The organism is Bacillus sp. FSL R5-0443, assembly GCF_038608285.1.
Classification (GTDB): domain Bacteria; phylum Bacillota; class Bacilli; order Bacillales; family Bacillaceae; genus Bacillus; species Bacillus velezensis.
Window position 1 is genome coordinate 1384773 of sequence record NZ_CP152013.1, and the last position, 19964, is coordinate 1404736.

General features: G+C 46.4%; 21 protein-coding genes. 18 read left to right on the forward strand and 3 right to left on the reverse strand.

The genetic code is table 11. From position 1 onward, the window contains the following. The first annotated feature begins 102 nt into the window (after window positions 1-102). On the forward strand, window positions 103-561 hold the full coding sequence (locus NYE28_RS07225) for a TlpA disulfide reductase family protein (RefSeq protein ID WP_038463805.1): 459 nt from the start codon (window positions 103-105) through the stop codon (window positions 559-561). Window positions 562-1013: 452 nt separating this feature from the next. After that, the gene (gene rok / locus NYE28_RS07230) at window positions 1014-1610 is read left to right on the forward strand and encodes a transcriptional regulator Rok (protein ID WP_012117447.1); all 597 of its coding nucleotides are present in this window, start codon (window positions 1014-1016) and stop codon (window positions 1608-1610) included. Window positions 1611-1633: 23 nt separating this feature from the next. Here the strand turns inward: rok and NYE28_RS07235 are convergent, their stop codons facing one another. After that, complete coding sequence (locus NYE28_RS07235; protein ID WP_043021218.1) at window positions 1634-2626, reverse strand: hypothetical protein; 993 nt, start codon at window positions 2624-2626, stop codon at window positions 1634-1636. Window positions 2627-2771: 145 nt separating this feature from the next. Between NYE28_RS07235 and NYE28_RS07240 the strand changes: the two genes are divergently transcribed. From NYE28_RS07240 to lepB, 14 genes are all read left to right on the forward strand, one after another. Continuing rightward, the gene (locus NYE28_RS07240; RefSeq protein WP_130571042.1) at window positions 2772-3374 is read left to right on the forward strand and encodes a molybdenum cofactor guanylyltransferase; all 603 of its coding nucleotides are present in this window, start codon (window positions 2772-2774) and stop codon (window positions 3372-3374) included. Between the two features lie 51 nt (window positions 3375-3425). Beyond that, entirely contained in the window at window positions 3426-4445 is a 1020-nt protein-coding gene (locus tag NYE28_RS07245) for a molybdopterin-synthase adenylyltransferase MoeB (RefSeq protein ID WP_007611113.1), read from the forward strand. A 17-nt stretch (window positions 4446-4462) separates the two neighbouring features. Beyond that, on the forward strand, window positions 4463-5755 hold the full coding sequence (glp, locus tag NYE28_RS07250) for a gephyrin-like molybdotransferase Glp (RefSeq protein ID WP_192452972.1): 1293 nt from the start codon (window positions 4463-4465) through the stop codon (window positions 5753-5755). Continuing rightward, window positions 5716-6237, forward strand: coding sequence for a molybdopterin-guanine dinucleotide biosynthesis protein B (gene mobB, locus NYE28_RS07255; RefSeq protein WP_337681102.1), 522 nt, complete (start codon window positions 5716-5718; stop codon window positions 6235-6237). Before glp ends, mobB begins: the two co-directional genes overlap by 40 nt. Further along, window positions 6238-6708, forward strand: coding sequence for a molybdenum cofactor biosynthesis protein MoaE (locus NYE28_RS07260; protein ID WP_003154579.1), 471 nt, complete (start codon window positions 6238-6240; stop codon window positions 6706-6708). Next, window positions 6705-6938 (forward strand): molybdopterin converting factor subunit 1, encoded by a 234-nt coding sequence (gene moaD / locus NYE28_RS07265; RefSeq protein ID WP_007409633.1) that lies wholly within the window; start codon window positions 6705-6707, stop codon window positions 6936-6938. Before NYE28_RS07260 ends, moaD begins: the two co-directional genes overlap by 4 nt. A 323-nt stretch (window positions 6939-7261) precedes the next feature. After that, window positions 7262-7960 (forward strand): Yip1 family protein, encoded by a 699-nt coding sequence (locus NYE28_RS07270; RefSeq protein ID WP_043021215.1) that lies wholly within the window; start codon window positions 7262-7264, stop codon window positions 7958-7960. A 1-nt stretch (window position 7961) separates the two neighbouring features. Then, window positions 7962-9098 (forward strand): efflux RND transporter periplasmic adaptor subunit, encoded by a 1137-nt coding sequence (locus tag NYE28_RS07275; protein WP_060561748.1) that lies wholly within the window; start codon window positions 7962-7964, stop codon window positions 9096-9098. After that, on the forward strand, window positions 9099-9791 hold the full coding sequence (locus tag NYE28_RS07280) for an ABC transporter ATP-binding protein (protein ID WP_007409637.1): 693 nt from the start codon (window positions 9099-9101) through the stop codon (window positions 9789-9791). Then, on the forward strand, window positions 9788-10981 hold the full coding sequence (locus NYE28_RS07285; protein ID WP_007409638.1) for an ABC transporter permease: 1194 nt from the start codon (window positions 9788-9790) through the stop codon (window positions 10979-10981). Before NYE28_RS07280 ends, NYE28_RS07285 begins: the two co-directional genes overlap by 4 nt. 281 nt (window positions 10982-11262) lie before the next feature. Then, on the forward strand, window positions 11263-12018 hold the full coding sequence (locus tag NYE28_RS07290) for a DeoR/GlpR family DNA-binding transcription regulator (RefSeq protein ID WP_007409639.1): 756 nt from the start codon (window positions 11263-11265) through the stop codon (window positions 12016-12018). Continuing rightward, the gene (gene pfkB, locus NYE28_RS07295; protein ID WP_003154572.1) at window positions 12015-12926 is read left to right on the forward strand and encodes a 1-phosphofructokinase; all 912 of its coding nucleotides are present in this window, start codon (window positions 12015-12017) and stop codon (window positions 12924-12926) included. The genes NYE28_RS07290 and pfkB overlap by 4 nt, the downstream gene beginning before the upstream one ends. A gap of 14 nt (window positions 12927-12940) precedes the next feature. Beyond that, the gene (locus NYE28_RS07300) at window positions 12941-14845 is read left to right on the forward strand and encodes a PTS fructose transporter subunit IIABC (protein ID WP_045207295.1); all 1905 of its coding nucleotides are present in this window, start codon (window positions 12941-12943) and stop codon (window positions 14843-14845) included. A gap of 131 nt (window positions 14846-14976) precedes the next feature. Then, entirely contained in the window at window positions 14977-15558 is a 582-nt protein-coding gene (lepB, locus tag NYE28_RS07305) for a signal peptidase I (RefSeq protein WP_003154568.1), read from the forward strand. 37 nt (window positions 15559-15595) lie between these two features. Here the strand turns inward: lepB and NYE28_RS07310 are convergent, their stop codons facing one another. Continuing rightward, on the reverse strand, window positions 15596-15865 hold the full coding sequence (locus NYE28_RS07310) for a hypothetical protein (protein WP_015239771.1): 270 nt from the start codon (window positions 15863-15865) through the stop codon (window positions 15596-15598). Between the two features lie 162 nt (window positions 15866-16027). Here NYE28_RS07310 and NYE28_RS07315 point away from each other — a divergent pair, with 162 nt between their 5' ends. Beyond that, window positions 16028-17647 (forward strand): ATP-binding cassette domain-containing protein, encoded by a 1620-nt coding sequence (locus tag NYE28_RS07315; RefSeq protein WP_007409642.1) that lies wholly within the window; start codon window positions 16028-16030, stop codon window positions 17645-17647. Window positions 17648-17759: 112 nt separating this feature from the next. Further along, a complete protein-coding gene (locus NYE28_RS07320) occupies window positions 17760-18668 on the forward strand; it encodes a ketopantoate reductase family protein (RefSeq protein WP_337681101.1) in 909 nt (302 codons plus the stop codon). Between the two features lie 31 nt (window positions 18669-18699). On the opposite strand, the gene NYE28_RS07325 is transcribed toward NYE28_RS07320, so the two are convergent. After that, a complete protein-coding gene (locus NYE28_RS07325) occupies window positions 18700-19932 on the reverse strand; it encodes an aminopeptidase (RefSeq protein WP_007409644.1) in 1233 nt (410 codons plus the stop codon). Window positions 19933-19964 lie beyond the last annotated feature (32 nt).

Below are 19964 nucleotides of genomic sequence, written 5' to 3' on the forward strand. Positions count from 1 at the left end.
TGATTCAGCCAAATCATATCCTTTGGAGGGAAAACAGGAGAACGTTGCCCGGCGAAACTGAAAGCCCCGGCAAAAAACCTTTTTCATAAGGAGGGAAATAAGATGAAATTACGTCAGCAAATGCCTGAATTGACAGGCGCTAAAGCATGGATTAACAGAGAAGTCACGAAGGAACAGCTGGTCGGCGGAAAGCCGGCACTGATTCACTTCTGGTCCGCCAGCTGCCGCATGTGTAAAGAAGCGATGCCTGAGATGAACGAATTTCGTGATAAATATAAAGATCAGCTGAATGTGATGGCCGTTCACATGCCCCGTTCCGAAGACGATCTTGACCTTGAGAAAATCAAGGAAACAGCGGCTGAACACGATATCTCTCAGCCGATTTACGTCGACAGCGATCATACGCTGACTGAAGCATTTGAAAATGAATATGTGCCGGCTTATTACCTTTTCGATAAAACCGGACAGCTCCGCCATTTTCAAGCGGGAGGAAGCGGGATGAAAATGCTTGAAAAACGCGTCAGCCGAGTACTTTCAGAAACGGAGCGGGCTTCTGAGTAATCGGGACAATCTCCGTCGGACTATTGTCTCGGTTCTGCAAACCCTTTGCCGTTTAGGTAACAGGGTTTTTTTGTGCCTATTGGATAAAAAATTCCAATATGACATGAGCGGCTTTAAAAATAAGAGAAACAGCCGTAAACACGCTGTACCGCTTGTTTTATCGATATCATTATCTTTTACATATTATAGTCGAAAATTGTAGATATCACGCTAATTTTCATTAAACAAGTAATTTCAAGTTATATTTTGAAATGGTTGAATAAATTGGAACTTTGTCCAGAATCCCCTATATGACAAGGGATTTTTGTATATAAAGTACCATTTTCAGAAAATAAGCAATTTTTCATAGAGTAAATAAAATAGTAAAATGATAAAATAATAGTTGATAAAATTACTTTTGTAATCTAATATCTTAATAAAAGCGTTTAAATTTTTGACAGGGGGTTTTACACATGTTTAATGAAAGAGAAGCGCTACGCTTACGTTTAGAACAATTGAACGAAGCAGAGGTAAAAGTCATTCGTGAATATCAAATAGAACGTGATAAAATATATGCAAAACTGAGAGAATTAGACAATACAGGCAGCCTGTCCGATACAAAAAAAGAGTTTCGTCCGGAGAAAAAAAGTGACTCTCTCCCTGTGCTTGCAGAGCTTGCAGCACAGGAAATGAGAAGCTATCAAAAGCCGCAGGCACAGCCTCAATCCTCCCAGCCGCAGATGCAGTCTATTACGTCTCTTCCCGCCGGCATTCCAGACGGTTCTACAAGAAGAAGAAGAGGGACGGCGAGACCGGGATCAAAAGCGGCAAAACTGCGCGAAGCAGCGATTAAAACATTGAAACGCCACAATGCAGCGATCAAAAGTTCCGAACTGCAAAAGGAAATTGAAAAGGAAAGCGGCCTTGAAATTCCTAATATGACAACATTTATGCAAAGCTTAATTAAAATGTATCCGGAAGTGAAAAAACCATACCGCGGCCAATATATTCTTGAGGGAGAAATTTCTCAGGAAACAGCAGAAACGGCAAATGATACGGCTGCTGAATAATAAAACAGTAAAAACTGCTTGCGTTACTCAAGCAGTTTTTTTGCGTTTTCCCGCTTATTCTGCGGAAGTGACGCCTCTTTTCCAGGCTTTTTTTCAAGCTTGACGACATATTTTTGGAAAGGCTTTTCGCCGTCAGCACGTTCTTTCAACGCATCCAGTTTTTCATCAAACGACTGATCGCGTGACTCTGATTGTACAAATTGTTTTTGCAGGGAGATGACTTGTTCGGTAACGGCTTTAAGCAAGTCTTCTGCCTGAACAGTCTCTTTGGAAACAGAAGGGATTTCCAGAGCTTGTTCCGCCGGTTCCGCCGTGCGGCTGTCAATATCAGCAAAATGGCCGGCAATCCAAGCATCACTTTCGTCCAGCTGCCGTTTATACGAAAGAATGGTTTCTTGAAATAACTTTTCTTTCGTTTTTTCTATTTCTACAAGCCGTTCTTTTGTTTCTAGTATTCGATCTCTCATATGATTAATTTCTATTTTAATATGTTTGAGCTGGTATTCTTTTTCTATCATTTGTGTTTGAAGCCGGGTATTTTCGTCTGCAGCGGCATGATAACGCTGTTTCATATCTTCGTGAGAAGTCCGTTCAGTTTGAATGGCGGTCTCAAGTGAGCGGATGCGGGTATGTAAGTTTTTATTTTCTTCTTCAAATTTTACATTTGTAAGATGCAGACGGTGCTTTTCTTCCATCTCATTTTTCCGCCGAAACGTTTCCTGCTGAAGTAGTTCTTGCAAAATGACGATTTTATCGAGCAGCCCGGCTCTGATTTCATGCAAAGAACGTTCCGTGTCACTTGTCTGTTTGTGTTTTTGAGCCATGGCTTCCAATTCGTCAGAAAGCTTGTGAAGCCGCTCTTTAATATTGGCGTTTTCCTCCTGAAGCTTATTATTTTTCTGATGGAAGTAGCTTGCTTCAAATTCTGAAATTAATTTTCTGCATCTGGAAAGTTCGGATTTCAAGTAAAGGTTCTCTTGAGAAGTGTCGTGGAAAAACGGACCGGATATTTTCATAAGAACCATCTCCCTCATGATGTTAACACTACAATATGGGAAAGGATCAACGGCTATTCCTCTTAATTAAACAGACAAGCACCGTAATATTGTATTTCGGCTGAGGCGTTTGCTATGCTTTTATATAGAATGGGAGAGAGATGACATGAAACGGGTGAATGTAATATTAGCAGGGGGAGCTTCCCGAAGATTCGGAGAACCGAAAGCTTTTGCAAAGTGGAAGGGCGGCATGTTTTATGAACAGGCGAAAAAAGCCTTCGGCGGCGGAGAAACGGTAATTATCAGCCGCCCTGAGCATATAAAAAAGTTCTTATCAAACAGGGAGCGGCATGTTTTGGCCGATGAGCCGCGGTTTCGGGGAATGGGCCCGCTTGCCGGCATCTATACGGCAATGAAACAAACGGAAGGCGAAATATATACGGTCATATCCTGTGACACGCCGCTCGTGACAAGAAAAACGATGGCTGCGCTTGAAATGAAGCTGACCGGAAACCTGGACGCTGTCATACCGGTTTGTGAAAACAGAGAGCAGCCCCTCTTGGCGGTTTACCATAAACGGGTGCAGGATGTGCTTTTTGATCAGCTGACACAAAACAAACTGAAAATGACAGACACGCTGAAACGGCTGTCTGTCTGTTATGTGCAGGCTGAAGACATCGGCGCCGGGCCGGAGGAGTTCGCTAATATCAACACACAGGACGATTACACCAGACTTTTGGCGCATGTCGAGTCTTCAAATCAAGACTGATCGGGAAGAAACATGGTATGATGGAAATAAAAATGCAAGGGGACAACACAGATGGAAGAGCGCTATTCGCGGCAGACAAGATTTAAGCCGATAGGGGAAAAAGGGCAGCAGGCGCTGGCTGACAGCAGTGTCCTGATTGTCGGAGCCGGAGCCCTCGGAACAGCCGCGGCAGAGGGCCTGGCAAGAGCCGGAGCGGGCCGTATGGCGATTATTGACCGGGATTATGTGGAATGGAGCAATTTACAAAGACAGCAGCTGTATACAGAAGAAGACGCGAGACAGCGCCTGCCGAAAGCAATGGCGGCTAAGGCGCGTCTTTTGGCGGTAAACAGTGATATACATATCGATGCTTACGCGGCGGAAGGTACGGCGGAAACGCTCGAACCGCTGATCGAACAAGCGGATTGCATCGTGGATGCGACAGATAATTTTGAAACGAGAATGGTCATCAATGATCTGGCGCTGAAAACGAAAACACCTTGGATTTACGGTGCCTGTGTCAGCAGTCAGGGAATGTGCATGACGATTATTCCGGGGGTTACGCCGTGTTTATCCTGCCTGTTTGAGCAAATGCCCGTGGGCGGAGCGACATGTGATACAGCAGGTATCATACCTCCGGCGGTTCATATCGTCTCCGCTTATCAGCAGGCTGAGGCGCTGAAATTGCTGACAGGAAATCATGCGGCGGTAAATCGGCGCTTTTTCACGTTTGACGTGTGGAATAACACCAATATGAGCATAAATGTGGATCAGATCAAACGGGATCATTGCCCTTCCTGCGGCGCGGAGCCCGTATATCCGTATCTGCAGCCTGAAAACAGGCCGAAAGCAAGCGTGCTGTGCGGAAGAGACACCGTTCAAATCAGATCGGAAGCCTTAAAGAGGCTGGATAAAGAAGAACTTGTCAAACGTCTGAAGCAGATCGGTAAAGTGGAAGCAAATGAATTTCTGCTGCACATGGCGTATGAGCGCTTCAGAATCGTTATTTTTCAGGACGGACGGGCTTTGATTCACGGTACAAACGATATAAAAGAAGCAAATTCAGTTCTGGCCAGGGTGATCGGCCTGTAGGAAGGGGAGATATTGCTATGCTTGAAAAAAGAACGCCGATTCAGGTGGACGAAGCAGTCCGCCGGGTGAGCCGGTATAAAAAACAGGGGGATACCGAATGGGTGGCGCTTGAGGACAGTCTCCACCGCTATTTGGCGGAGGATGTTAAGGCGGATCATGATGTGCCGGCCTTTAACCGTTCCCCGTATGACGGGTTTGCCATCAGGGCGAGCGATTCAAAAACGGCTTCCCGTGACAATGCCGTCACCTTTGAAGTCATTGACCATATCGGGGCCGGCGCCGTGTCAGAAAAAGAACTCGGGCCTTATGAAGCGGTCCGCATTATGACGGGGGCGCAGATTCCAAAAGGCGCGGATGCCGTAGTGATGCTTGAGCTGACAAGAACGTTTTCTGAAAACGGGACGAATTACATGTCAGTGAAACGCCCTTTCCATGCGGGCGATAATATTTCATATCAAGGAGAAGATGCGAAAAAGGGCAGCCCGCTATTAAAAAAAGGGACGAAAATCACGCCGGGCGTAACCGCTCTTTTAGCAACCTTCGGCTATGCTTCCGTTCCCGTGGTCAGAAAGCCGGTTGTCGGCATTATCGCAACGGGGACCGAGCTTCTTCATGTCAGCGATCCGCTTGAGCCGGGGAAAATCCGCAACAGCAACGCTGCGATGGTGTATGCCCAGGTCATTGAAGCGGGCGCGGTGCCGCTGAACTTAGGGAAAATTTCCGATGATTTTGATGACAGCTATGATGCGGTGAAGGAAGCTATGAAAAAAGCTGATTTTCTGATCACGACCGGCGGCGTGTCAGTCGGCGATTTTGATTTTCTTCCAGACATTTATAATAAGCTCGGAGCGGAAGTTCTTTTTAACAAAGTGGCAATGCGCCCGGGGAGCGTGACAACTGTCGCCCGGGCCGATGACATGCTGCTGTTCGGCCTTTCAGGCAATCCGTCCGCATGTTATGTCGGATTCACCCTGTTTGTCAAACCGATGATTCAGACGTGGCTTCTGAATGAAAAACCTCATTCCGGATGGGCGGAAGCCGTGTTAATAAACGACTTTCCGAAGCCGAATCCGTTTACGAGATTTGTGAGGGCGTTTGTTTATCATAAGGACGGAAAGATGATGGCGTCACCGGTCGGCCTCGACAAATCAAGCTCAGTCACATCTCTAGCCGAAGCAAACGCGTTTATCCTTCTGCCGGGAGGAACGAGGGGATATGAAGCGGGCCGGACGGTTCACGCGCTCCTCATCCGTGATGAGAATGGAAGTGAATGGCCGTGGTCAATTCTTTCCCGATCGTCCAGATCGTAGGTTTTCAAAACAGCGGTAAAACAACGTTTATTGAACGTGTGCTGAAAGCGGCGCCGAAAGAGTGCGATATTGGATGTTTAAAACATCACGGACATGGCGGAGAGCCGGAACCTTTTTCTGACGGAAAAGACTCGGAGCGTTTTTCAAAAGCCGGGGCCGCGGTTACGGCAGTAGAAGGGGACGGCGTCCTGCAGCTTACGGCGCGAAAAAAATGGGATCTGGCGGGTTTAATCAGTCTGTATGAACGTCTGGGAATTGACGGTCTTCTCATAGAGGGATTTAAACATGCGCCGCATCCGAAAATCATTATGATCAAAGACAGCGAAGATTGGCAAAAGCTGAAGCATTTGGAGCGCGTGATCGCGGTTGTCAGCAGAAATACGGAGCATATGCCGGCAGATGCAGGCATGCCCGTATTCCATGCGGACGATCCGGCTGCCATGATGTTTGTGCTTTCGCAGCTGAAAGGGGAATCTGCATAAATGGAACGTTTTCAAATTACAAGGGAACCTATCATTGCGGAAAATATCGTAAAAAAAGTTGAAAAGCGTGAAGCCGGCGCCATCACAACGTTTATCGGCACGGTCAGAGAGTGGACTGCAGGACGGCGGACGGTGCGTCTCGAATATGAAGCGTATGAACCGATGGCTGTTCAAATGCTTTCTCAAATCGGCAGTGAAATCAGCGCGAAATGGGAAGGAGCCGAAGCTGCAATCACTCACCGTGTCGGCGTCCTTGATATCGGAGAAGCCGCGGTCGTAATCGCCGTGTCTTCTCCGCACAGAAAGGCGGCATATGAGGCGAATGAATATGCAATTGAACGGATAAAACAGATTGTGCCGATATGGAAAAAAGAAATCTGGGAAGACGGAGAAGAATGGATAGGCGATCAGCTGGAAACAACGCCCTATCCGAACGGAAAACCGGATTTGGATAAAGGGGAATCGCGATGATTAAAGTATTATTGTTTGCCGGGCTTGCGGAGCAGGCGGGAACACCGGTCATTGAACTTGACGAAAAAGAGACGGCGGCGTCTGCTGTAAAAACGCTGCTAAAGGAACGGTACGGCCTTCAGACGATTGACAATGCCATGATCGCAATCAATGAAACATATGTAAAAGACAACAGCATCGTAACAGAAGGTGATACCATTGCCTTTATCCCTCCTGTAAGCGGAGGGTGAAAAAAGAGCCGGATGTGCATCATTGCCATCCGGCTTTTTTGTATATAGGCGCTGAATTCCAGAGAATATCTAAATGGGATTTAAAGGGATTTGCGATTGAGCTGGTTTTGACTGCATGAATAGGCTGAAGACAGTGCCTTCACAAGGCTTTGAGCCTCCCGTCATACCGGTCTGACAATGCTTTTTTTTACATAATTATGGAACGTAAAGCTGAGAATTTGTGTTACAATTTAGCATAAATACGCAAACGGCAAAAAAATTGAAACTTCTCTCAGCCTAAAGCGTACGTATAAACAGAATAATACATAGGAGGCATCAGCAATATGGAACCAAACCTGGAAAAAGGCAATACGGCAGTAACGGAAAAGCCGTCAATTTTCGGCGTCATTACAAGTCCTGTTGTGCAGTTTAAAAGATTAAAAGAAAAGCCGGTCATCGGCATTCCTCTCCTGATTGTCATCATTCTCATCGCGGCCGGCAGTATTTTGCGCGGACTGGGGATGAATTATGAAGAAGTGCTGAACAGCCCATCTCTTGACGGTTTGACGGATGATCAGATTGAAATGACCAAAACCTTCGCTAAATTCGGCACGATGTTCGGAGGAATCTTCGGGGGCATTATCGCTCTGTTTATCGTTCCGCTCATTTACTGGCTGTGCGTCAAAATTTCAGGCGGCGTGACAACTTACAAAAAAATGCTCTCACTCAGCCTGTTTACGGCATTTATTACCAATATCGGCTTAGTTATTAACGGTCTTGTTACTTATTTTACCGGTGCGGGCTCATTGTATGCCGTAACATCTTTGGCGAGTGTCATACCGGCCGGAGACGGCGTCGCGGTCTTTTTAAGCGCGTTCGACATTTTCAGCATCTGGAGCTATATTCTGCTCGCTTTGGGACTTCGCTATACAGGCGGCATTTCGAAAAAAGCGGCCTGGACTTCCGCGATTGTCCTGTTTGTTATTATGCTTTTAGTTTCAGCAGTCGGAGGACTGTTAAGTTCAGTGACAGCAGGTGTATAACATGAAAAAAATTTGGATCGGAATCGGCATCGCCGTAATTGTTGCAGTATTCATCGGTATCAATATTTATAAGTCTGCCGCTCCCGCGGGCGGCAGCGCCGGGAAAAAAATCGAAACCGGAACCATTGAAAATAGAGAAATCTCCTCTACGGTTATGGTTCCGGGAACACTTAAATTCTCTAAAGAACAGTATGTTTTTTATGAAGCGGATAAAGGAACTCTTGATAAAGTGAAAGTAAAAGAAGGCGACAAAGTAAAAAAAGGATCGTCGTTAGTCACGTATACAAATGAGCAGCTCAATCTTGATAAAGAACAAAACGAGTTGACAGAACAATCAAAACGGATGCAAATCGAACAAGTTGAAGAAAAACTCAGAGCATTAAACAGCAAGGAACAAGATCTGGCAAAACAAGTGGGAGAAGCGGAAGCCAAAAAACAAATTGAATCCGAACGGACTGATCTGCAGCTTCAGCAAAAAACGGCGGAAATCGAATTAAAGCAATCTGATTTGCAAAAGCAGTCTCTTGAAAATCAGGTGGCGAATCTCAATGTTAAGAGTGAGATGGACGGGACGGTAATCTCGGTAAATCAAGAAGCGGCTTCTAAAAAATCGGATATTCAAGAACCGGTTATACATATAGGAGACCCGGAACACCTGATCGTTGCCGGCAATTTGTCCGAATACGACACGCTGAAAGTGAAAAAGGGACAAAGCGTTACGATTACCTCAGACGCCATCCCCGGTAAAACGTGGAAAGGGAGAGTGGCGGCTGTCGGCCTCGTTCCTGATCAAAAGTCAAGCGCTGCTTCGGGGGAAAGCACGGAACAGGCTGTGCAGTATCCGTTTCAGGTTAAGCTGATCGGAAACCTTCCGGAGGGCAAGCCGGGGTTTAAATTAATTATGAACATTGAAACCGACAAACGGAAAGCCGATACGCTGCCGTCCTCCGCGGTCAAAAAAGACGGAGATGAGCACTGGGTCTTTACGGTAAAAGACGGGAAGGCCAAACGCGTGAAAGTTAAAGTCGGCGATACCGCAAATCAGCTTACGGAGATAAAAGAGGGGCTTTCAAAGGATGATAAAGTCATTCTGAATCCGGCTGACGGTTTGACTGACGGAACGGATGTGAAAGCATAGATGATTCAGCTTTCAAAGGTGAAAAAAAGCTATCAGATCGGCAAGGAGACGTTTGATGTTCTCCGTTCAATCGACTTGACGATTGAAGAAGGAGAATATGTGTCAATTATGGGACCGTCGGGATCGGGAAAATCTACGATCATGAATATCATCGGCTGTCTGGACAGACCGACGTCCGGCAGTTACAGGCTTGCGGGCGAAGATGTTTCTTCATGCACCGAAAAAGAGCTTGCGGCGGTCCGGAACAAATCAATCGGATTTGTCTTTCAGCAATTTCAGCTGCTGCCGCGATTGAATGCAAGAAAAAATGTCGAACTCCCCATGATCTACGCCGGTATCGGCAAAAAAGAGCGTGAGGAACGGGCTGAGCATGCGCTGGAAAAAGTCGGTTTGGCGGATCGGATGCGTCACATGCCGAATGAGCTGTCCGGCGGCCAGAAGCAGCGTGTCGCGATTGCAAGAGCCATTGTGAACGAACCGAAGCTCATTTTAGCTGATGAACCGACCGGCGCGCTGGATACGAAAACAAGCATTTCCATTATGGAGCAGTTCACAGAGCTTAATGCAGAGGGCGTGACCGTGGTGCTTGTGACTCATGAGCCTGAAGTGGCGGACTGTACAAACAGAGTGATTTTCGTCCGTGACGGCATGATCGTTTCCCGCGATGCTGAGCAGAGGAGAGTGGGGGAATGAGCCTGTCAGAAAATCTCCGGATGGCCCTCAGTTCCGTAAGAGCTCACAAGCTGAGATCGATTCTGACAATGCTCGGAATCATTATCGGCGTCGGTTCAGTAATCGTTGTTGTGGCTGTCGGCCAGGGCGGAGAGCAAATGCTGAAGCAATCCATCAGCGGGCCGGGCAATACGATTGAATTGTTTTACATGCCCAGTGATGAAGAATTAACAGCCAATCCGAACGCCTTACAGGAAGCGAGTTTTACAGAAGAAGATATTAATGGATTAAAAGGAGTGGACGGCGTAAAGCAGGTTGTCGCTTCCGCGGTAAAATCCATGACGGCCCGTTACCATGAAGAAGACACGGATATTACGCTGAACGGCATTAACAGCGGCTACATGGACGTAAAAAAGCTGGACGTTCAAGATGGACGGACATTTACGGACAATGATTTTCTTTCCGGGAAAAGAGCAGGAATCATCTCGAAAAAAATGGCTGAAAAGCTGTTCGGGAAAACGTCTCCGCTCGGAAAAATCGTCTGGGCCGGCGGACAGCCCGTAGAAGTAATCGGCGTACTGAAAGAAGAGAGCGGCTTTTTATCGTTAGGACTCAGTGAAATGTATGTGCCGTTCAACATGCTGAAAACGTCTTTCGGTACTAACGACTACAGCAACGTTTCCGTTCAGACGGAGTCCGCTGATCAAATCAAATCAACAGGAAAAGAAGCGGCCCGTCTCTTAAATGACAATCACGGTACAAAAGAGGCCTATCAAGTCATGAATATGGAAGAAATCGCGGCGGGCATCGGTCAGGTCACGACCGTCATGACGACGATCATCGGTTCGATCGCCGGTATTTCTCTCGTTGTCGGCGGGATCGGGGTCATGAATATTATGCTCGTATCAGTGACGGAACGGACAAGAGAAATCGGCATCCGCAAATCGCTCGGTGCCACGAGAGGACAGATTCTGACACAATTCTTAATTGAATCTGTTGTGCTTACATTAATCGGCGGCTTAATCGGAATCTGTCTCGGCTACGGGGGAGCATCACTCGTTTCCCTTATCGCAGGCTGGCCGTCGCTCGTTTCCTGGCAGGTGGTTTGTATCGGTGTGCTGTTCAGTATGCTGATCGGTGTCATTTTCGGCATGCTGCCCGCCAACAAAGCATCTCGCTTAGATCCGATTGAAGCGTTACGGTATGAATAACCCGTACCCCATGCAGTCTGCATGGGGTTTTTTGTGTTTTAATGATTGAATGAATATAATAGACTTTTTTCATTTATGATAAAAAGAAAATGTCATACAATTGTCCCCCTTTTTGTCGAATTTACAGTTTACAAACCCTATGTACATACGTTAATATGAACAAATGTGAAAGATTTTGATAGTTATTGAATGAATTTGAGTGATTTTAGTTGCTAGAAGTAAAAAAAGCGTTTACAATTATCTTGCAGCCGAAATGAATACGTTTCCAAAGGAGGCGGAATATGCTCACTCCTGAAAGGTATCAGCTGATTATGGATCAGATTGAAAAGCGTGATGTGGTGAAGATTCAAGAGCTGATAAGCATGACAAATGCTTCTGAATCAACGATCAGAAGAGATTTATCAACACTTGAAGAGCGCGGATTTTTAAAGCGCGTTCACGGCGGGGCGTCTAAACTTTCCAACAGCAGGCAAGAACCCGATATGCTTGAAAAATCCTCCAAAAACCTTCAGGATAAACTGAAGATCGCAGAAGAAGCGGCATCTTTATTAGAAGAAGGTGACTGTATTTATCTTGATGCGGGAACAACTACATTGCACATGATTGATTTTATAGATCCATCTAAGGACATTGTGGTTGTCACAAACGGAGTTATGCATATCGACGCTTTAATAAGGAAAGGGATCCCCTTTTATCTTCTCGGAGGATATGTGAAGCATAGAACAGGTGCGATGATCGGCGGCGCCTCATTAACGGCGGTCAGCCAGTACCGTTTTGACAAAAGCTTCCTCGGGGTGAACGGCGTGCACATTGAAGCCGGCTTTACAACACCCGATCCGGATGAGGCTCTTCTGAAGACAAAGGCTGTGAGACAGGCGAAAAATGCGTATGTTTTAGCCGATCCTTCTAAATTCGGCGAGATTTCTTTCGCAGCGTTCGCCGCCTTGGGCGATGCCGCTATCATTACCACTGAAGCTGAAGAACTTGCATTCGATAATTACCAAGAAAAAACTGTCGTAAAGGTAGTGAAACCATGATTTACACTGTAACCCTCAATCCGTCTGTTGACTATATCGTTCACGTTGAAGATTTTGCCGTAGGCGGTTTAAACCGTTCCAGCTATGACACGAAGTACCCCGGCGGAAAAGGCATCAACGTTTCGAGATTACTGAAAAGACACCATGTGCCGTCAAAAGCATTGGGGTTTGTCGGCGGATTTACCGGAAATTATATCACGTCATTTTTGCAGCAGGAAGGTCTGGAAACGGCTTTTTCTGAGGTGGATGAAGACACGCGTATAAATGTAAAACTGAAAACGGGCGATGAAACGGAAATTAACGGACAGGGCCCGACGATTTCAGACGAAGTGTTCAATGCCTTTTTAGAACAGTTCTCCGCTCTGGAAGAGGGAGACATCGTCGTTTTAGCGGGAAGCATTCCTTCTTCCCTGCCGCATAACACGTATGAAAAAATTGCTGAGGCATGCAGAAAGCAGAATGCCCGGGTAGTGGTGGACATCTCCGGTGAAGCGCTGATGAAAGCGACAGAAATGAAACCGTTTTTGATGAAGCCGAATCATCATGAGCTTGGGGAAATGTTCAATACGGTCATTGATTCAGCCGAAGCTGCCGTTCCTTACGGTAAAAAATTGATTGAACAAGGCGCTGAACATGCGATTGTTTCGATGGCTGGCGACGGTGCGCTTTTATTTACGAAAGAGGCGGTTTTCCTCGCCAATGTTCCTAAAGGAAAGCTTGTCAATTCGGTAGGCGCGGGTGATTCCGTCGTCGCGGGATTCCTTGCGGGAATTTCAAAACAGCTGCCTTTGGAAGATGCGTTCCGTTTAGGAGTTGCTTCCGGAAGCGCGACGGCATTTTCTGAAGAACTCGGAACTGAAGAGTTTGTACAGCAGCTTCTTCCTGAAGTTAAAGTCACACGTCTATAGAGGAGGAAAGAAAAGTGAAGATAACTGAGCTGTTAACAAGAGATACAATTCATCTCAATATAGAAAGCAAAGAGAAAGAAAACGTTATCGATGAAATGGTGACAGTGCTTGACAAAGCCGGCAGATTAAATGACAGAGAGGCTTACAAAGCAGCCATTTTAAATCGTGAAAGCCAAAGCTCAACGGGAATCGGCGAAGGCATTGCCATCCCTCATGCGAAGACGGCGAGCGTCATTAACCCGGCCATCGCATTCGGCCGTTCAAAAGATGGTGTGGATTATGAATCATTAGACGGTCAGCCGGCACACCTGGTCTTTATGATTGCGGCAACCGAAGGAGCGAATAATACGCACCTTGAGGCATTATCAAGACTTTCAACGCTTCTCATGCGTGAGGAAATCCGCAAACAGCTTCTTGAAGCTGAATCAGAAGATGCGATCATTGACATCATCAATCAGCATGACAAAGATGACGATGAGGAAGAAGAAGAGCAGGAAGAACAGGCAGCGCCGTCAGGAAAGGGCAAAATCCTTGCCGTTACGGCATGTCCGACAGGTATCGCCCATACGTTCATGGCAGCTGACGCACTGAAGGAAAAAGCGAAAGAGCTCGGCGTTGACATTAAAGTCGAGACAAACGGCTCAAGCGGTATCAAACATAAGCTGACGGCTCAAGAAATTGAAGACGCGCCTGCGATTATCGTGGCGGCTGATAAACAGGTTGAAATGGAACGCTTTAAAGGCAAACATGTTCTTCAAGTGCCTGTAACTGCCGGTATCAGACGTCCTCAGGAACTGATTGAAAAAGCTGTTAACCAAGATGCGCCGATTTACGAGGGCAGCGGCGGAGGATCTTCCGCTTCAGATGAAGACGGCCCGAAACAGAAATCAGGCACAAGCATCGGAAGTACTTTCTATAAACACTTAATGAGCGGTGTCAGCAACATGCTGCCATTTGTCGTCGGCGGCGGAATTCTCGTTGCGATTTCATTCTTCTGGGGAATTCATTCAGCTGATCCGAAAGACCCGACATACAACACGTTTGCCGCAGCGCTGAACTTTATCGGCGGCGATAATGCGTTAAAGCTGATTGTTGCAGTTCTTGCCGGATTCATCGCAATGAGTATTGCGGACCGTCCGGGATTTGCGCCGGGTATGGTCGGCGGATTTATGGCTACGCAGGCGAATGCCGGATTCTTGGGCGGACTGATTGCCGGATTCTTAGCAGGTTATGTCGTAGTCCTTTTGAAAAAGCTGTTTGTCTTTATTCCTCAGACTCTTGACGGATTAAAACCTGTATTGATTTATCCGCTGCTCGGTATTTTTATCACCGGTGTCCTGATGCAGTTTGTCATAAACACACCTGTCGCAGCGTTTATGAATTTCTTAACAAATTGGCTTGAAAGCCTTGGAACTGGAAACCTTGTCTTAATGGGTATTATTTTAGGCGGTATGATGGCTATCGACATGGGCGGCCCGCTCAATAAAGCGGCGTTCACTTTCGGTATCGCGATGATCGGGGCCGGAAACTATGCGCCGCATGCGGCCATCATGGCGGGCGGAATGGCTCCGCCGCTTGGAATCGCACTGGCGACAACATTCTTTAAACACAAATTCTCTAAACGTGACCGTGAAGCCGGTATTACGTGCTACTTCATGGGAGCAGCTTTCGTTACAGAAGGCGCCATCCCGTTTGCAGCGGCTGATCCGCTTCGCGTCATCCCTGCAGCCGTTGTCGGTTCTGCGGTAGCGGGCGGACTGACAGAGTTTTTCCGGGTAACGCTTCCTGCACCGCACGGAGGAATATTCGTTGCATTCATTACGAACCATCCGCTGCTTTACTTAATGAGCATCGTGATCGGAGCGATTGTAACGGCGGTTATCTTGGGAATCGTCAAAAAACCGGTAGTAGAGAAATAAGCAAAAAGCGTCCATTACGGGCGCTTTTTTCAATCATGTGCGCATAGAAGCGTTATGTATTTTATGATGAGTTATGATAAAGTAAAGATGGTACATGAACTGATAACAGTGATCGTCTAGGAGGAACCACGTTGACTGAAGAACAAAAACCTACTTCTGAAAAATCGGTAAAAAGAAAATCCAACACATATTGGGAATGGGGAAAGGCCATCATTATAGCGGTTGCACTTGCGCTGTTAATCCGCCATTTCCTGTTTGAACCGTACTTAGTGGAAGGATCATCAATGTACCCGACATTACATGACGGTGAAAGGCTGTTTGTCAACAAAAGCGTCAATTATATCGGAGAAATCGAGCGGGGAGACATCGTCATTATTAACGGCGATACGTCGAAAGTCCATTATGTAAAGCGGCTCATCGGAAAACCTGGAGAAACGGTGGAAATGAAAAATGACACGCTTTATATAAACGGCAAAAAAATCGCAGAACCGTACCTCGCGAGCAATAAAAAAGAAGCGAAAAAACTGGGAGTCAACCTGACGGGAGATTTCGGCCCCGTAAAGGTTCCGAAAGGCAAATACTTCGTCATGGGCGACAATCGGCTGAACTCAATGGACAGCCGGAACGGACTCGGTTTAATTGCCGAAAACCGGATCGTCGGCACCTCGAAGTTTGTGTTCTTCCCGTTTCATGATATGCGTCAGACAAAATAAAAACGCCGCGCTGCCCGATTCGGACGGCCGGCGTTTTTTATTTGGCAAACGAGGCGGCGATGGCGATGAACATTACCGTGGCCAGCACTGATCCGACAATGGCCAGAACACTGAAAAAAAGATTCACCTGCTGCTTCTCTTTGCCGCGTTTTTCAAGCATCCGTTTTGAAAAGAGATGTGAAAACGTATAAATGAGGGCGATTCCGACGTACAAGCCGATGTCACGTGCGGTAAAGCCTGTGACGGCCAGAAAAACCCCGGTAAAGAAAATCATAAGACAATATTCTGTGAGTGTTAAAAGCTTCAACTTGTTCCTCCGTGATGAATATGTATATATATCTATTGTATCACAGCGCTCCGGGTTTGACGCCTGCATCTTTTCAAACCCGTATATTCGCAGGGAAACATTTCTCTTCCCCTTTATTCATGGTATACTTTTAATGATGATAGACACGATGGAGGATTCTAAATGATTGCTGTAAATAATGTGAGCTTGCGTTTTGCGGATCGCAAGTTATTTGAAGATGTCAATATTAAATTTACGCCGGGCAACTGCTACGGATTAATAGGCGCAAACGGTGCCGGAAAATCAACATTTTTGAAAATTTTATCCGGTGAGCTGGAGCCGCAGACCGGCGATGTCCATATGAGCCCGGGCGAACGTCTTGCCATTCTGAAGCAGAACCACTTTGAATATGAAGACTTCGAAGTGCTGAAAGTCGTCATTATGGGACATAAACGTTTATACGAAGTCATGCAGGAAAAAGACGCGATTTATATGAAGCCTGATTTTTCAGATGAAGACGGCATCCGCGCCGCTGAGCTTGAAGGAGAGTTTGCGGAATTAAACGGATGGGAAGCTGAAAGTGAAGCCGCTATTTTGTTAAAGGGCCTGGGCATCTCTGAAGACCTGCATACGAAGAAAATGGCGGACTTAGGCGGTTCAGAAAAGGTGAAAGTGCTTTTGGCGCAGGCGCTGTTCGGCAAGCCGGACGTTCTGTTGCTTGATGAACCGACCAACCACTTGGATCTGAAAGCGATTCAGTGGCTGGAAGAGTTTTTAATCAACTTTGAGAACACAGTCATCGTCGTATCCCATGACCGTCACTTTTTAAATAAAGTGTGCACGCACATCGCCGATCTTGATTTTAATAAAATTCAAGTGTACGTCGGCAACTATGATTTCTGGTATGAATCCAGCCAGCTTGCTTTAAAGCTTTCTCAGGAAGCCAACAAGAAAAAAGAAGAGCAGATTAAACAGCTTCAGGAGTTCGTGGCCAGATTCAGCGCCAACGCCTCTAAATCAAAGCAGGCGACATCAAGAAAGAAACTCCTTGATAAAATCACGCTTGATGATATCAAACCGTCATCACGCCGTTATCCTTATGTCAATTTCACGCCGGAACGTGAGATCGGAAATGACGTGCTGCGGGTTGAAGGCTTAACAAAAACGATTGACGGGGTTAAGGTGCTTGATAACGTCAGCTTTATTATGAACAGAGAAGATAAAATCGCTTTTACGGGACGCAACGAACTTGCCGTTACGACATTGTTTAAAATCATTTCCGGGGAAATGGAAGCAGACAGCGGCACATTTAAATGGGGCGTGACCACTTCCCAGGCGTACTTCCCTAAAGACAACAGCGAATATTTTGACGGCAGCGATGCGAACCTTGTTGACTGGCTCCGCCAATACTCGCCGCATGACCAAAGCGAAAGCTTTCTGCGCGGTTTCTTAGGACGCATGCTGTTCTCAGGAGAAGAAGTCAACAAAAAATCAAACGTCCTTTCCGGAGGAGAAAAAGTGCGCTGCATGCTTTCAAAAGCGATGCTTTCCGGCGCGAACATTTTAATTCTGGATGAACCGACCAACCACTTAGATTTGGAATCCATTACGGCGCTTAACAACGGCTTAATCAGCTTTAAAGGCGCTATGCTGTTTTCATCTCATGACCATCAGTTTGTACAGACAATTGCCAACCGCATTATTGAATTAACGCCTAAAGGCATTGTTGACAAACAAATGTCTTATGACGAATTTCTTGAAAACGCGGATGTGCAGAAAAAGCTTGAAGAGCTATACGCGTAATAAAGAAGCAGGGGAGACTCTGCTTTTTTATTTATGAAAAAAGTTTTCAATCTTCTGACTTCCCGTTACAATAAATGAATACATAACTTGAAAAGAGACGGAGGAATGCATCATGAAGTTTTTAGTTGTCGGAGCTGGGGGAGTGGGCGGATATATCGGCGCGCGTCTTGCAGAAAAGGGAAATGACGTGACGTTTCTCGTTCGCAAGAAACGGGCGGAGCAATTACAAGAGACGGGATTGACCGTCAAAAGTGAAAAAGGTGATGTTTCAATCAAGCCGAAATTAATCATGGCGGGCGAAGAAGGAGCATTTGACGCGGTTATCATCGCTTCAAAAGCGTATTCTTTGCAGGACGTCATTCGGGATGTCAAACCGTTTGTCCAACCTTCGTCGGTCATCATTCCTTTTTTAAACGGATACAGGCACTATAACCAGCTGTTTGAAGCTTTTTCAAAACGGCAGGTGCTGGGCGGCCTCTGCTTTATTGAGAGCGCCCTTAACGACAAAGGGGACATTCTTCATACGAGCGCTGCCCATCGCTTTGTTTTCGGTGAATGGAGCGGGGAACGCACGGAACGTATGAATGAGCTGGAAAACGCATTTGCAGGTGTGAAAGCGGATGTCATCATCAGCCGGGATATTGAAAAGGACATTTGGAAAAAATATATGTTTATTGCCGCGCAGGCGGGAGTGACCACTCTGTTTCAACAGCCGGTCGGACCGATTTTAGAAACAGAAGGCGGCCGCAACACGGCAAAGCGCCTCTTTGCTGAAATCGGTGCCATTTTCAAGGCTGCCGGCATCCCGAAAGATCCTGGTCTGGAAGAAGAGAGTTATCGCACATTGACAAGCATGTCTTACCATATGAAATCGTCGATGCTGAGAGATATGGAAAAGGGCAGGGTGACGGAAGGTGATCATTTACACGGATTTTTGCTTGAGAAAGCGAAAGGCTTGTCAGTTGATACACCTGTTTTGGAAACCGTCTGCGCCAACTTGCAAATGTATGAAGCGAAATAAAAAAAGGAGGCCTGATCGCCTCCTTTTTTTATTAAAATGCCCAGTTTCCGTTTCTGAAGATCGGTTCTCTTTTGCCGTCCGCAGTAATGCCGTCGATATTCATATCTTTGGAACCGACCATAAAATCTACGTGTGTAATGCTTTCATTTAAGCCCTCTTTGACAAGCTCTTCCCGTGTCATTTGTTTGCCGCCCTCAATATTAAAGGCATACGCACTGCCGATCGCCAAGTGGTTAGAGGCGTTTTCATCGTACAGTGTGTTGTAAAATAAAATATTTGATTGTGAAATCGGTGAATCGTACGGCACTAAGGCCACTTCACCGAGATAGTGTGAGCCTTCATCGGTTTCGACGATGCCTTTTAAAATCTCCTCGCCTTTTTCAGCTTTCACATCAACAATGCGGCCGTTTTCAAAGGTAAGAGTGAAGTTATCAATAATGTTGCCGCCGTAGCTCAGCGGTTTCGTGCTGGAAACCGTGCCGTTCACCCCGTCACGCTGCGGGAGGGTGAAAACCTCTTCTGTCGGCATGTTGGCCATGAATTCGTGCCCGCTCTCATTCACGCTTCCCGCGCCTGCCCATACATGTTTTTTAGGCAGTTCAATGGTTAAGTCTGTTCCTTCAGCCTGATAATGCAGGGCGCTGTAATGTTTTTTGTTTAAGTGTTCCACTTTTTCATGAAGGTTTTGATCATGTTTTTTCCATGCTTCCACAGGGTTTTCTTCATTTACGCGGGTCGTTTTGAAAATTTCTTCCCATAAAAGCTGAACGGCTGTTTCTTCCGGCTGATCCGGGAACACTTTTTTCGCCCAGCCTGTTGAAGCGGCTCCGATCACCGTCCAGCTGACCTTATCTGATTGAATATATTGTCTGTATGTATGCAATGCTTTTCCGGCGGCTTTTTGGAACGCTGCAATCCGTTTGCCGTCAGTGCCTTTTAACAGGTCGGGGTCGGATGAGACGACAGAAATAAACGCAGCCCCTTTTTTCGCGAGCTCTTCTTTGCCTTTTGCTTCCCATTCAGGATACTCTTCAAACGCTTCAAAAGGTGCCATCTCGTATTTTAATCTGGACAGTTCATCGTCCTGCCAATTTACGGTGACGTTTTTTGCGCCTTTTTCATAAGAATGTTTGGCAAGCAGTCTGACAAGTTCCCGGACATCAGTTGAGGCATTGATTACGACATGCTGTCCTTTTTGGACATTGACGCCGACTTCTACCGCCAGCTGAGCATATGTATGTAACTTTTCAGTAAACGAACTCATCGTTCATTCCTCCTCATCGGTTTTTCTCATCA

Excerpts from the sequence above, each read along its gene's own strand:
- NYE28_RS07270 (WP_043021215.1), top strand. The coding sequence starts at position 7,262 with ATGGAACCAAACCTGGAAAAAGGCAATACGGCAGTAACGGAAAAGCCG.
- NYE28_RS07290 (WP_007409639.1), top strand. The coding sequence starts at position 11,263 with ATGCTCACTCCTGAAAGGTATCAGCTGATTATGGATCAGATTGAAAAG.
- NYE28_RS07315 (WP_007409642.1), top strand. The coding sequence starts at position 16,028 with ATGATTGCTGTAAATAATGTGAGCTTGCGTTTTGCGGATCGCAAGTTA.
- NYE28_RS07325 (WP_007409644.1), bottom strand. The coding sequence starts at position 19,932 with ATGAGTTCGTTTACTGAAAAGTTACATACATATGCTCAGCTGGCGGTA.
- NYE28_RS07320 (WP_337681101.1), top strand. The coding sequence starts at position 17,760 with ATGAAGTTTTTAGTTGTCGGAGCTGGGGGAGTGGGCGGATATATCGGC.
- NYE28_RS07260 (WP_003154579.1), top strand. The coding sequence starts at position 6,238 with ATGGAACGTTTTCAAATTACAAGGGAACCTATCATTGCGGAAAATATC.
- NYE28_RS07280 (WP_007409637.1), top strand. The coding sequence starts at position 9,099 with ATGATTCAGCTTTCAAAGGTGAAAAAAAGCTATCAGATCGGCAAGGAG.
- NYE28_RS07245 (WP_007611113.1), top strand. The coding sequence starts at position 3,426 with ATGGAAGAGCGCTATTCGCGGCAGACAAGATTTAAGCCGATAGGGGAA.
- mobB (WP_337681102.1), top strand. The coding sequence starts at position 5,716 with ATGGCCGTGGTCAATTCTTTCCCGATCGTCCAGATCGTAGGTTTTCAA.
- NYE28_RS07275 (WP_060561748.1), top strand. The coding sequence starts at position 7,962 with ATGAAAAAAATTTGGATCGGAATCGGCATCGCCGTAATTGTTGCAGTA.
- glp (WP_192452972.1), top strand. The coding sequence starts at position 4,463 with ATGCTTGAAAAAAGAACGCCGATTCAGGTGGACGAAGCAGTCCGCCGG.
- pfkB (WP_003154572.1), top strand. The coding sequence starts at position 12,015 with ATGATTTACACTGTAACCCTCAATCCGTCTGTTGACTATATCGTTCAC.
- NYE28_RS07235 (WP_043021218.1), bottom strand. The coding sequence starts at position 2,626 with ATGAAAATATCCGGTCCGTTTTTCCACGACACTTCTCAAGAGAACCTT.
- rok (WP_012117447.1), top strand. The coding sequence starts at position 1,014 with ATGTTTAATGAAAGAGAAGCGCTACGCTTACGTTTAGAACAATTGAAC.
- NYE28_RS07240 (WP_130571042.1), top strand. The coding sequence starts at position 2,772 with ATGAAACGGGTGAATGTAATATTAGCAGGGGGAGCTTCCCGAAGATTC.
- NYE28_RS07285 (WP_007409638.1), top strand. The coding sequence starts at position 9,788 with ATGAGCCTGTCAGAAAATCTCCGGATGGCCCTCAGTTCCGTAAGAGCT.
- NYE28_RS07225 (WP_038463805.1), top strand. The coding sequence starts at position 103 with ATGAAATTACGTCAGCAAATGCCTGAATTGACAGGCGCTAAAGCATGG.
- moaD (WP_007409633.1), top strand. The coding sequence starts at position 6,705 with ATGATTAAAGTATTATTGTTTGCCGGGCTTGCGGAGCAGGCGGGAACA.